This is a genomic window from Pontimicrobium sp. MEBiC06410 (assembly GCF_053601615.1).
The window spans coordinates 215300-227860 of sequence record NZ_JBSHNT010000164.1 but is presented as its reverse complement, the minus strand read 5'-3'; the positions used below and the strand labels follow the sequence as shown (position 1 = coordinate 227860).

11 protein-coding genes are annotated in these 12561 nt (G+C 29.9%); 9 read left to right on the top strand and 2 right to left on the bottom strand.

What is annotated here, in order from left to right:
• The first annotated feature begins 9 nt into the window (after positions 1-9).
• The 8 genes from ACVC08_RS18770 (at position 10) to ACVC08_RS18735 (ending at position 7961) form a co-directional block, all read left to right on the top strand.
• Positions 10-1251 carry a T9SS type A sorting domain-containing protein gene (locus tag ACVC08_RS18770; RefSeq protein ID WP_452603210.1) on the top strand — a complete coding sequence of 414 codons (1242 nt, stop codon included), beginning with the start codon at positions 10-12 and terminating at the stop codon, positions 1249-1251.
• Positions 1252-1525: 274 nt separating this feature from the next.
• Complete coding sequence (locus ACVC08_RS18765; protein ID WP_452603209.1) at positions 1526-3139, top strand: vitamin K epoxide reductase family protein; 1614 nt, start codon at positions 1526-1528, stop codon at positions 3137-3139.
• 125 nt (positions 3140-3264) lie between these two features.
• The gene (locus ACVC08_RS18760) at positions 3265-3501 is read left to right on the top strand and encodes a hypothetical protein (RefSeq protein WP_452603208.1); all 237 of its coding nucleotides are present in this window, start codon (positions 3265-3267) and stop codon (positions 3499-3501) included.
• A 95-nt stretch (positions 3502-3596) separates the two neighbouring features.
• Positions 3597-5783, top strand: coding sequence for a peptidase domain-containing ABC transporter (locus ACVC08_RS18755; RefSeq protein WP_452603207.1), 2187 nt, complete (start codon positions 3597-3599; stop codon positions 5781-5783).
• Between the two features lie 114 nt (positions 5784-5897).
• Positions 5898-6065 (top strand): hypothetical protein, encoded by a 168-nt coding sequence (locus ACVC08_RS18750; protein WP_452597942.1) that lies wholly within the window; start codon positions 5898-5900, stop codon positions 6063-6065.
• A 102-nt stretch (positions 6066-6167) separates the two neighbouring features.
• The gene (locus ACVC08_RS18745) at positions 6168-6350 is read left to right on the top strand and encodes a hypothetical protein (protein WP_452597941.1); all 183 of its coding nucleotides are present in this window, start codon (positions 6168-6170) and stop codon (positions 6348-6350) included.
• Between the two features lie 18 nt (positions 6351-6368).
• Complete coding sequence (locus ACVC08_RS18740) at positions 6369-6554, top strand: hypothetical protein (protein ID WP_452597940.1); 186 nt, start codon at positions 6369-6371, stop codon at positions 6552-6554.
• A 120-nt stretch (positions 6555-6674) separates the two neighbouring features.
• Positions 6675-7961, top strand: coding sequence for an HlyD family efflux transporter periplasmic adaptor subunit (locus ACVC08_RS18735; protein WP_452603206.1), 1287 nt, complete (start codon positions 6675-6677; stop codon positions 7959-7961).
• An 8-nt stretch (positions 7962-7969) separates the two neighbouring features.
• On the opposite strand, the gene ACVC08_RS18730 is transcribed toward ACVC08_RS18735, so the two are convergent.
• Positions 7970-9313 (bottom strand): sensor histidine kinase, encoded by a 1344-nt coding sequence (locus ACVC08_RS18730; protein ID WP_452598548.1) that lies wholly within the window; start codon positions 9311-9313, stop codon positions 7970-7972.
• Positions 9303-10646 (bottom strand): sigma-54-dependent transcriptional regulator, encoded by a 1344-nt coding sequence (locus tag ACVC08_RS18725; protein ID WP_452603205.1) that lies wholly within the window; start codon positions 10644-10646, stop codon positions 9303-9305. Before ACVC08_RS18725 ends, ACVC08_RS18730 begins: the two co-directional genes overlap by 11 nt.
• 209 nt (positions 10647-10855) lie before the next feature.
• Here ACVC08_RS18725 and ACVC08_RS18720 point away from each other — a divergent pair, with 209 nt between their 5' ends.
• Positions 10856-12301 (top strand): S41 family peptidase, encoded by a 1446-nt coding sequence (locus tag ACVC08_RS18720; protein ID WP_452603204.1) that lies wholly within the window; start codon positions 10856-10858, stop codon positions 12299-12301.
• Positions 12302-12561 lie beyond the last annotated feature (260 nt).

The following is a 12561-nucleotide window of genomic DNA, read 5'->3' as shown; positions in this document are numbered from 1 at the left end:
TAAATTAAAATGAACACAAAATTACATTTTTTATTCGCCTTGCTATTTAGTGCAGCTATTATTAGCGCACAAGAAACAACTGTAAATACAAGTATGGGAGCTGGATACTCTAATCAAGTTTATTATAAACTAAGTACACAAACAGAAACAGTATTTGCTGCTAACTCTTGGGATATAGCATTTTTACGAACCAGTAACTTTGCACAAGCTATTCGTGTAAATGGAGGTAAAGGCATTGAAGTTTTTGAAGCCTCTAATAATATTAATGACTGGAATACTATAGATGTAGCTAATGAATCTTCATGGACAAAATTATACAATAGTGATACAGTATGGAATGATGGCGCTTTTTCTAAAGGGTCTGCAACCTATGGTTGGGGAGAATATAATATTGTAACACATACAGTAGAAGGTACAGTAATATTTGTATTAAAATATGCCGATGGTAGTTATAAAAAATTTATAAACGAATCTTACCAAGGTGCATATAATTTTAAATATAGCAATTGGGATGGAAGTTCGTGGAGTACAGATGTAACTGCTACAGTAGCCAATACCAGTAATCCAAACAATAAATACAACTATTACTCATTACAAGATAACACCGAAGTAGTTGCAGAACCAGCAATTGCAAATTGGGATATAAAGTTTACAAGATATTTTACAGAAGTAGCACCAAACACTCAATATTTAGTAACAGGAGTGTTACATAATGATTTGGTAGAAGTTGCAGAAAATGATGAGCCAGGAGGAATGCCAGCCAATCCAACATTAACGTATTCTACAGCTATAAATACTGTAGGTTATGATTGGAAATCGTTTTCTGGAGCAGGTTTTACTGTAGATTCAGATAAAGCATTTTATATAAAGTATGCAGATGATACAATTTATAGAATATATTTCACAACTTTTTCAGGAAGCGCTTCAGGAGATTTAACATTTAAATTTGAAAACATTACTAATACTTTAAGTGTAGAAGAAGTTGCAGAAGGTATCTCTTTCGGAATTTATCCAAACCCATCAGTAGACAAAAAGATAAACTTAATCTACGATGTAAATAAACTTAGCGGAAATAAAAATGAAGTTGCAGTTTATTCTACAACTGGGCAAAAGGTGTTTCAAGAAACCCTAAAAAATAAATCGGGGTTTTATAATAAAACCCTAGACTTATCTAGTTTGTCTAGTGGTATTTATATTTTACAATTTAACTCAGGAGACCGTACATTAACTAAAAAAATAATATTAAAGTAATACTTACTTCTTCAACATAAAATAATTACAAAAAATATTGCCTTATCTACACGTAGATAAGGCAATATTTTTATATAAAATAAATGACGTGAAGTTTTTGGGGCGTTTAAAAACAGCTAATAATTTTAAACTTTGCAAACACTTATTTCTATGGTTAGCAATAGAAGTATGGTTTAGCCTTACTTATTGTATGGCTTTTTTTAAGCTTTTTTTAAGTTAAAAAAATAGCTTTGGTAAATACTGAAAATAGCTATTCTAAAAACTATACTTTTTTTTGAAAAATTCACTAACACATTTAGTACAGAGATTACTTAAAAAAAATAGCATCTCTTTTGATAAAGAAGAGTTAAGTTTTCAAATACAAAGTCACCCATCGTATCCAAGTTTACATGCCATTACAGGCGTTTTAGATCATTTTAATATAGACAATGTCGCTGCGGAAGTTCCTGTAGATATAGAAACCTTAGAACAATTACCAAATTGTTTTATAGCGCAAATAAAAGAGGAAAATATTAAACGCTTAGTTGTTGTAGAAAGAAAGAATAGTAATTATGAACTCTACAGCACAGAAAATAAGAAAGAAAAAGAAGTAGTATTAAAAGATGCATTTCTTAAAAAGTTTACAGGTATAATTGTAGCTGTAGAAAAAACAGAAGGCAGCCAAGTAAAAACAAGTTCATCTAAAATAGGAGACTATATAAGTGTAAGTTTACTAGCTGTTTTTACTCTGTTTTTAGTATTTAGTAGTACAGCCTCAATATATAATATAGCATACTTAGTATTATCCATAATAGGCGTAGTAATTAGTGTAGCAATTATAAAACAAGAGTTAGGTTTCCAAACATCTATTGGAGACGCCTTTTGTTCTGGAATGGATAATAAAAAAGACTGCGATGCAGTACTAAGCTCTAAAGGAGCAGAAATTATAAAAGGCTATAAGTTGAGCGATTTTTGCTTAACCTATTTTTCGGCAATAACAATAACCACTTTTATTCAAATAACAAACCCTGTATTGCCTTTTATGGTTAGCCTGTTAGCAATTCCAGTAACTATATATTCATTGTATTACCAGTATGCAGTTGTAAAAACATGGTGCTTATTATGTTTAAGTATAGTAGGATTATTATGGTTACAAGCCTTAATACCAATAATTAAAAACAATGTAATTACAGAATTTAATCTTAATAATAGTATTGTTTTTGCTTTCATTATTATAAGCTCAGGACTAATATGGCACAATATAAAACCACTTATTAAGGAGGTTAACAGTTTAAGAAAAGTGAAAATAGAAAGCGTTAAGTTTAAAAGAAATTTTGAACTGTTTAAAACCATGCTTAATAAAGCACCAAAATTAAATACAAAAATAACAGAAAGTAAAGAAATTATTTTTGGAAACCACCAGTCTAAATTAGAGATTGTTATTGTAACAAGCCCTTTTTGTGGCCATTGTAAGCCCGTACACAAGCAAATACATAACATATTACACAAGTATAATGAAAATGTAAAAATTATAATTCGATTTAATATAAGTATTCAAGATAAAAACAATGAAGCTGTTAAAATAACCACTCGTCTTATAGAGCTATACAGAGTAGAAGGAGAATATAAGTGCTTACTAGCAATGAGCGAAATTTATGAAAAAGGAGACACTATTACCTGGTTAAAAAAATGGGGAGAATGCAAACAAAAAGAAACTTCGATTATAGAACTGGAAAAAGAAAATATATGGTGCAAAAATAATAGCATACATTTTACTCCAGAAATTTTAATTAACGGTAAGTCTTTTCCAAAAGCATACAATAGATCGGACTTAATTTTATTTATAGAAGAATTAGAAGAAAGTAGTAATCAAAATTCTAGTTCCATTACTACAGTACAAACAATGTAAAGAAATAAACAAAGCCCTTTTTAGGGCTTTGAGTTTGAACATACATATTCTCTCGCGAAGAATAGACACAAATGGTGAGTGTCATAAAATGTTCGCCACAAATATAGTTATTAAATAGTTTCACTATGAAAAAACAAATTTTAAACCTTGGAGTTGCTTTAAATAAAACAAAACAAAAGGCAATACATGGAGGAGGACCTAAGCCAGGGCCAAATTGTCGTTGTTTTTGTCACGTCGGTACAACAGTACAAGCATCCAATTGCCAGACACTGTGCCCAAATGGAGACATACCAGGCGTATATGAAGGCACTCCACCATCCTTGTTTTGCAAATGCAGATTATGGCCCAAACTAGTTTTATAAGCAAAGGTTTAAAAACTTTTAAACGCGTTAAAACTAAAAAATAGAGAAGGGAGGAACTTTTTCCTTTCTATTTTAATATAACAACTAGGTTTTCTTTGAAAAAATTTCCAACATACAAGCAAACAGAAGCCAAAGACTGTGGACCTACTTGCATTAAAATTATAGCTAAGTATTACGGTAAAACCATTAATACCCAACAGTTACGAAACTTAAGCGAAACAACTAGAGCGGGAAGTAGTTTATTAGGCTTAAGTGAAGCTGTAGAATCTGTAGGTTTTAGATCTATAGGCATGAAGTTAGCCTATAAAAAATTACTAGAAGCACCACTACCTTGTATTGTACATTGGAATAAAAACCATTATGTAGTACTCTATAAAATAAAAAAAGATACCGTTTATATTTCAGACCCTGCACACGGTTTAATTACATACACCAAAGATGAATTTATTAAACATTGGATAGGTAATAATGCAGATGATAATACAGAGGAAGGTATAGCCTTATTAATAGAACCAACACCCAAGTTTTATCAATCTACATTTGAAAAAGATGAAGCCTTTGGTTTTTCGTTTATATTTAAATACCTGTTTAAATATAAGCGCTTTATAATTCAATTAATTATAGGCTTATTAGCAGGGAGTTTACTACAATTAATTCTTCCTTTTTTAACACAAAGTGTTGTAGATGTAGGGATTAAAAATCAGGATTTAAACTTTATTTATTTAATATTATTTGCACAATTATTTCTGTTTATTGGTAAAGCATCATTAGAAGTTATAAGAAGCTGGATTTTATTACACCTAAGCACACGAATAAATATTTCATTAATCTCCGATTTTTTCATCAAATTAATGAAGCTACCCATTTCTTATTTTGATGTTAGAATGACTGGCGATTTATTACAACGAATAAACGACCACAAACGTATAGAAAGAATACTAACTACTTCTTCTTTAACAGTACTCTTCTCGTTTTTTAACCTTATAATATTCAGTTTAGTTTTGGGCTATTATAGCCTACAAATTTTTGGAGTCTTTGTAATAGGAAGCGTATTATATTTTGGTTGGGTCCTATTCTTTTTTAAAAAAAGAAAAACACTCGATTATAAACGATTTTCTGAAGTAAGCCAAGAACAAAGTAAAGTTATAGAACTTATAAACGGAATGCAGGAAATTAAACTGCATAATGCCGAAAGGCGTATGCGTTGGAACTGGGAATACGTACAAGCCCGATTATTTAAAGTAGCAACCAAAAGCTTAGCCTTAGAGCAAACACAAAGTGTAGGCTCTAACTTTATTAACGAGTTAAAAAACATGTTCATTACCATACTATCTGCCAAACTTGTAATAGATGGAGAAATAACTTTGGGTATGATGATGGCAATTAGTTACATAGTAGGCCAATTAAATGGCCCTATAACCCAACTTATAAGCTTTATGCGAGATGTGCAAGATGCACAAATTTCTATAGATAGATTAGGCGAAATTCATAATATGGAAGATGAAGAAAAACCAGAAGACGAAAAAGTAGCCAATATCCCAGAAAACGCATCCATTACGCTAAAAAATATCTCGTTTAGATATACAGGAGGTTTAGAACCCGTTTTAAAAGATTTAACATTAGAAATTCCAGCAAATAAAACAACAGCAATTGTGGGAGTAAGTGGTAGCGGAAAAACAACTTTAATGAAACTACTGCTTGGCTTTTATCAAGTAGATAGTGGTGATATTACTGTAAATAATTTCAATCTTAAAAATATATCACAAAAGGAATGGAGAAGAAACTGCGGGGTAGTTATGCAAGAAGGCTATATTTTTAATGATACCATTGCTAAAAATATTGCAGTAGGAGAGGACTATGTAGATAGAAAAAAACTAGAACATGCCATTAATGTAGCTAATGTTTCAGATTATATAGATGGCCTACCACTTGGATTTAATACAAAAATAGGAACAGAAGGTTCAGGATTAAGTACAGGACAAAAACAACGATTATTAATAGCAAGATCTGTATATAAAAATCCTAAGTTTCTATTCTTTGATGAAGCGACTTCAGCTTTAGATGCGAATAATGAGAAAGTTATAATGGAAAAACTGAATACTTTTTTTACCAATAAAACAGCAGTAGTCATAGCTCATAGATTAAGTACAGTTAAAAATGCGCACCAAATAGTTGTTTTAGATAAAGGAAAGATTATAGAAAAAGGAACCCATGAAGAATTAATAGCACTCAATGGAAGTTATTACCATTTAGTAAAGAATCAATTAAACTTGGGCAAATAGATATTAAGATATAAAATGGGTTTTAAACCTAAAAAAATTCTCTCGCGAGGAATAGACACAAACCTTGAGTGTCTTTAAATGATCAAGGCATATTAATGTTTTAATTTTTTTATTATGAAAAAACAGATTTTAAATTTAGGTAATCCTTTAAATAAAGGAGAACAAAAACAAATTAATGGGGGTGATAGAAAACCCGAATTATGCAATTTTGAAGGGTTTATATGCTATCCTCCTAGAAAATGTCACTTAAATCCTGATGGAAGCTATAGCTGTGTCTATTAAATATAAAAATACGAGCCAAAGCTAAAGAAATAGTTTTGCTCTAAAATAGTATTAAAAACTTTAAATAATCAAGTTAAACAAAAACACTTAATTTTTTTAATTATGAAAAAACAAATCTTAAACTTAGGAAAAGCTTTAAATAAAGTAGAACAATCTGAAATTAATGGAGGTTACATTTACACCTGCGAACAATTCTGTAGCGCATCTCCAGCAATGCGACAAATGCAAGTAGATAGGTATGGAACAGAGCCTTTTGAAGATTGCCCTTGCTATCTTCCTTGTTAATATTTAATCTATATTATTATGAAAAAACAGATTTTAAACTTAGGGAAAGCTTTAAATAAAGCAGAACAAAGAACTATTAACGGTGGTGTAGAGCAATGTGATAGTCAATATCGTTGCGGAGCAGGTAAATGCTGTAACACCGCAGGTTGGTGTCAATCATTTAATGCAAATACTGGGTACTTATGTGCACCATATTTAAATTAATGCTAGACAGCTAATATGCAGTAGTATTAAGCATAACATACTCTGCATAGCTTATTAGTTATTAGAAGCAAAGAGAATTGTGCTCTTTGCTTCTAATTATTTTAATTTTAAAAAAGTAAGATGCCGCAAAACAATAGAGACATACCAATACGAAGCGAAGAAGTACAAGAAATATTAAGCCACATACCACACTGGATGATTCGTTGGGGGAATACCCTGTTTTTTTTACTAATTTTAATACTTCTTTTTATTTCTTGGTTTGTAAAATATCCAGATGTTATAACGGCAGAAGTAATGGTAACCACTTCATTTCCGCCAGAAAAAATTTATGCTAAATCAAGTGGGCAATTTGAAGTTTTTTTAGCAAATGAAGAAGAAAACGTTTCAAAAAATCAAATATTAGCAGTTTTAGAGAACAGTGCATCCTATAAAGATGTATTGTTATTAAAGAGTATTGTAGATACCATAAATTATGAGCAAACGTTCTCTTTTCCTTTAGATAAAATACCACCACTAGTTTTAGGAGATATAACTACTAGTTACTCTCAATTTGAGAATGATTATACAGAATATGTTTTAAACAAAGAACTAGCGCCTTACAGACCTGAAGATTTTGCTAATAGAATGTCTGTAATAGAAGCAAAAGGCAGGTTACAAATATTATTATCGCAAAAAAAACTAAACTTAAAGGAATTAGAATATAAACAAAATGATTTAGAGCGGAGTAGAACAATGTTTGCTAAAGGTGTTATTTCAGCAAAAAATAAGGAACAAAAAGAGTTAGAGTTTTTACAAGCAGAACGCGCTTACAAAAATTTAGAAGCATCTATTTCACAACTACGTGAATTAATAGGAAACTCTAAACAGAACATAGAAAATACCTCCATTAAAAAAATTCAGAACGACACACGATTACAAAAAAAAGCCATCCAATCGTTTCTGTATTTAAAAAAAGCTATAAAAGACTGGGAAAAACTATATGCCTTAAAATCATCTATAGAAGGGAAAGTATCATTTCTGTCCTATTGGAGCGAAAATCAAACAGCAAAATCAGGAGATTTAATTTTTACAATTATTCCCCAAAAAAACACCTCTTTTATAGGTAAAATAAAAGCACCTGCGGCAAATTCTGGGAAGATTGAAAAAGAACAACGTGTGCAAATTAAGCTGTTAAATTATCCATCGGATGAATTTGGAGAACTCAATGGAAAAGTAAAATCAATTTCTTTAATACCAAATGAAGATGGACATTATTTAATAGATGTCGATTTACAACAAGACTTAATTACGAGTTACAATAAAAAAATTACATTTCGTCAAGAAATGAAAGGAACGGCAGATATCGTTACAGAAGATTTACGCTTAATAGAACGTTTTTTCTATCAACTTAAAAACATAGTTAATTAAATTAATGACTAAAATACTAAGCTAATAACGGTCCCTTGACCTTCTTTACTATTTACTAAAATTTTCCCCTTGTGTAATAGCATTATTTGCTTACAAAGGCTTAAACCTATACCACTTCCTGTAGATTTGCTGGTAAAAAATGGAATAAAAATACTTTCCATTATATCCTGTGGTATTCCAGAGCCATTATCGTAAACCTTAATAACAATAGTTCTATTAGGTGTCTGCTCTGCAATTACTTTTATTTCGGGGCTATCCTTATGCTTGCAAGCATCTACAGCATTAAGGATAAGGTTTATTAATACCTGCTCTATTAAGTAACTATCTATATCTAGTTCTAGTTTTGGTGTTTTTAATTGAAAATCTATAGCTATATTTTTAACATCTAGAGACGGTTGCATTAATAATTGAATGGTTTCAAACAATTCAGAAACCTTTTTCTTTTCAAGGTTTAAATGCGTTACTTTACTTAAACTACGGTAGGTTTTTGCAAATTTTAATAAGCCTTCACTTCTGTTTTTAATTGTTCTAATTCCAGAGTTTAAATCTTCTAACTCAATAGTATGTTTATCTGGATTATTTAAAGCTAGTTCTACATGAGATTGCAATGTGTCGGCTAAGGACGAAATAGGAGCAATAGAGTTCATAATTTCATGAGTCATAACACTTAAAAGTTTCTTCCATGCTTCCGATTCGTTTTTGTTTAAAGTATCATCTATATTTTGAAGCACAATTAACTTAAAAGCATCATCTTTAACCTGAAAAATAGTATCCGAAATTAAAACTTTAATTTTTTCATTTTGTACAGCTATAGCAATAGAATTGGGTTCTCTATGGTAGGTTTCAAATACAGCATCATACAACTCTGGTTTTCTACTTTCTATAAAACGAATGTTTTTAAACGAAGGCATACTAAGCGTTTCCTTAAAAGAATCGTTAGACCATAATACATCGCCCGTTTCTAGATTGTAAGCAATAATGCCAATGTCTACCATTTCTAATATTTTTTGTAAGTAGACATATTGGGCTTCATTTTTAGAGTTTATTTCTTTTATAGTTTTATTAACCTCATTAAAACCTTTGTATAAAAAACGAATGTCTTTTGGCCCTCTATCCTCTGGAAACCATCTTGAAAAATCACGGTATTTAACAGCTTCAAAAAAATCGTCCATAACTACAAAACGACGTTTAATAAATGCATACGTAGTATAACAAAAATATAAAATACCACAGCTTAATAATGCTATTATAGTGGCGTTTTCTTTATAGATATAATAGGATAAAGTTAATAGTAAACCTACTAGAACAATAATTCTTAAAAAGAGCCTAAAAATGTATCCTCTATAATTCATATTTTTCTAGTCTTCTATATAACGCAGCTCTAGTAATACCGAGTTCTTTTGCAGATTTAGAAACGTTACCTCTATTTTTTTCTAATACGGTAAGAATTGCATTTTTTTCTAAATCATCTAAATTCATTGTTTTATTTACTGGCTTAGAAACAGACCGCTCTATAGAAGAGAATACTAAATCGTCTGCTTTTAATACATTACCATCCGTCATAATAACAGCTCGCTCTAAAACATATTGTAGCTCCCGTACGTTGCCAGGGAAGTCGTGTTTTTTTAATTTAGAAATAAATCCAGATTCTAGTTTAAAAGGGCTTTTATTGTATTTATCTGCATAAATATTAATAAAGTGCTTAGATAACAAAGTAACATCTGTTCCTCGGTCTCTAAGTGGAGGTACTATTATATCTAGAGTATTAATTCTATAAATTAAATCCTTTCTAAATTTAGATTCGTCGGCAAGTATTTCTGGGGCAATATTAGTTGCACAAATTAGCCTAATATCTATAGGTATAGACGCGTTAGAGCCTAAAGGCGTAACCATTCTGTTTTGTAATACAGTTAGTAGCCGTACTTGCTGACCTAAACTAATATTACCTATTTCATCTAAAAATAAAGTTCCACCATTTGCGGCTTCAAAACGTCCTTTTCTATCCTCTTTTGCATCAGTAAAAGCACCTTTTTTATAGCCAAATAATTCACTTTCAAATAAGTTGGCAGTTAAAGCACCAACATCTACTTTTACAAAAGGCTTGTCTTTTCTATTAGAGTTATCATGTAATGCTTTAGCTATTAAATCTTTACCAGTCCCGTTTTCTCCTAGAATTAGTACATTAGCATCAGTAGGGGCAACTTTTTTTATTTTAATAAACACATCCTTAATAGCATCGCTTTCGCCTAGAATAGGGCTACTATTTGGGCTTAAAAATGTACTTTTAGTTTTAGATGTTTTATCCTTTAGTAAAGCCTTTATGGTTGTAATAATCTTTTCATTTTTCCATGGCTTAACTAAAAAATCTGAAGCCCCTTCTTTTAAAGCACGAATAGCCAAATCTATATCTGCATAAGCGGTAATTAATATAACAAAGGTCTCTGGTTTTTGTTGTTTTATTTTATTAAGCCAAAAAATTCCTTCATTTCCTGTATTTACAAGGCCATTAAAATTCATATCTAGAATAATAATATCGAAGGCCTTTTTTTCAATTTGCGATCCAATGTTACTAGGGTTCTTTTCTATAACAACTTCTTTAACCAATGGTTTAAGTAATAAACGCAAGGCGGTTAAGACATCTAGATCATCATCTATAACTAATATTGAAGCTTCTTTTAATACCATAATACTACAATATTACAATATTATACTGAGCTTATAAAGGATAAAAAAAAGAAAGTTTTTGAGTATAAATAAGTGTTCATTTTTGAACATAAAGTGTATTGAAATCGAACACTTTTTTAATTAATAAAATAGATAATGTGTTTAATATTAGTGGCTTATGTTTTTGGCATTATGTTAACTATAATTTTGGTATAATAAAAATACATATCATGAAACTATTTACTATTACTATGCTTTTAATGACAATTTCTGTTTTTTCTCAAGATTGTTCATGCGAAGAAAATTTTAATTGGCTAAAACAAACTTTTGAAAAAAATGACGCGGGCTTTTCCTATGCACTTGAAACTAAAGGAGAAATAGCTTATGCAATACACAATGATAAATATATAGAAAAAGTAAAAAGGATTTCCTCTCCAGATGAATGCTTAAAAACAATGTATAACTGGTTAACATTTTTTCGTTCTGGACACCTTGGCTTAAACAGAATAAGTGATAACAATAATGTAGCTATACAATTAACAGAGAAAGAAATTATAGAGAACTATAAAGAGACAGAAAAACTGGATATAAATATAAATACATTTAAGAAGTACTTAAAAACAAAAACCAAAGTAGACTATGAAGGTATATGGAGATACGGGAGTTACACTATTGGGATAAAAAAAATAAAAGATAATTATGTAGGGTTTATTATAGAAGCCGATGGTGTTTATTGGACTAAAGGGCAGATTAAATTAAAAATTAATAAAGATAACGTTACAGATTATTATATGAAAAATCATTCTAAAAATGAGTTTTATAATACAGAATTAATTGGAAATAACTACTTAATAATAGGTAATGACTTTGCTAGGTTTAAAAGAGTAACACCTATAGCAAATGAGGATAATAATATAAACAGGTATTTTAAAATACTTGATGCAAAACAGCCGTATTTTAAAAAGATAGATGCTAATACCACTTATTTAAGAATCCCATCATTTCAACGTTCTCATAAACAAGTTATAGATAGCGTTATAGCTGTAAATAAAGATATTATTATAAATACGCCAAACCTAGTTATAGATATTAGAAACAATGGAGGAGGAAACGATTCTAGTTATAGTGCTTTATTACCCATTTTATACACTAATACTATAAGAGAAGTAGGTGTAGGCTTTTACTCAACAAAATTGAATAATCAAATACTATATGATTTTTTAATAAGTCCAGAAGCTAACCCTACAGAAGCTTCAAAACAATGGGCTAAAGAAGCTTATGATAAGCTCTCTAACCAATTAGGAACATACGTAAACCTTCATGAAAAAGAAATTATAACAACCGAATACGATACAATTTACGAATACCCAAAGAATATTGGAATTATTATAAATGATAATAATGTTAGTACAGCAGAGCAGTTTTTATTGGCGGCAAAGCAAAGCAAAAAAGTAAAGTTATACGGCACAACTACAAAAGGAGCTTTAGATATCTCTAATATAATAGCAACAAAATCGCCTTGTGGTGATTTTGAGTTGGAATATTGCATGTCTAGAAGTTTTAGAATTCCTGATATGGCAATAGATGAAAAAGGAATTCAACCTGATTTTTTCATAGATAAAACGATACCAAAATATAAATGGTTAGCATTTGTAATCAATTCATTAAAAGTATAGATTAAAAAATATTAAACTATTTTAAATCGGTAGATTATAGCATTTGTTTCATTGAAAAAATAAACCTACAGATTGCCTATAAAACGCACATTGATTTAAATGATTAAAAGAAACTATTTAAGTTAAATAAAAAAGTGATCGTTTCCGTACAGAAAGTGTATCAAAACCGAACACTTTTATTTTTAAACAAAATTGTAAGTAATTGATAGTTAGTTAAATATGTTTTTGGCATTATATTAACTATATATTATATATAAAAA

Excerpts from the sequence above, each read along its gene's own strand:
- ACVC08_RS18770 (WP_452603210.1), top strand. The coding sequence starts at position 10 with ATGAACACAAAATTACATTTTTTATTCGCCTTGCTATTTAGTGCAGCT.
- ACVC08_RS18760 (WP_452603208.1), top strand. The coding sequence starts at position 3,265 with ATGAAAAAACAAATTTTAAACCTTGGAGTTGCTTTAAATAAAACAAAA.
- ACVC08_RS18750 (WP_452597942.1), top strand. The coding sequence starts at position 5,898 with ATGAAAAAACAGATTTTAAATTTAGGTAATCCTTTAAATAAAGGAGAA.
- ACVC08_RS18745 (WP_452597941.1), top strand. The coding sequence starts at position 6,168 with ATGAAAAAACAAATCTTAAACTTAGGAAAAGCTTTAAATAAAGTAGAA.
- ACVC08_RS18740 (WP_452597940.1), top strand. The coding sequence starts at position 6,369 with ATGAAAAAACAGATTTTAAACTTAGGGAAAGCTTTAAATAAAGCAGAA.
- ACVC08_RS18735 (WP_452603206.1), top strand. The coding sequence starts at position 6,675 with ATGCCGCAAAACAATAGAGACATACCAATACGAAGCGAAGAAGTACAA.
- ACVC08_RS18730 (WP_452598548.1), bottom strand. The coding sequence starts at position 9,313 with ATGAATTATAGAGGATACATTTTTAGGCTCTTTTTAAGAATTATTGTT.
- ACVC08_RS18725 (WP_452603205.1), bottom strand. The coding sequence starts at position 10,646 with ATGGTATTAAAAGAAGCTTCAATATTAGTTATAGATGATGATCTAGAT.
- ACVC08_RS18720 (WP_452603204.1), top strand. The coding sequence starts at position 10,856 with ATGAAACTATTTACTATTACTATGCTTTTAATGACAATTTCTGTTTTT.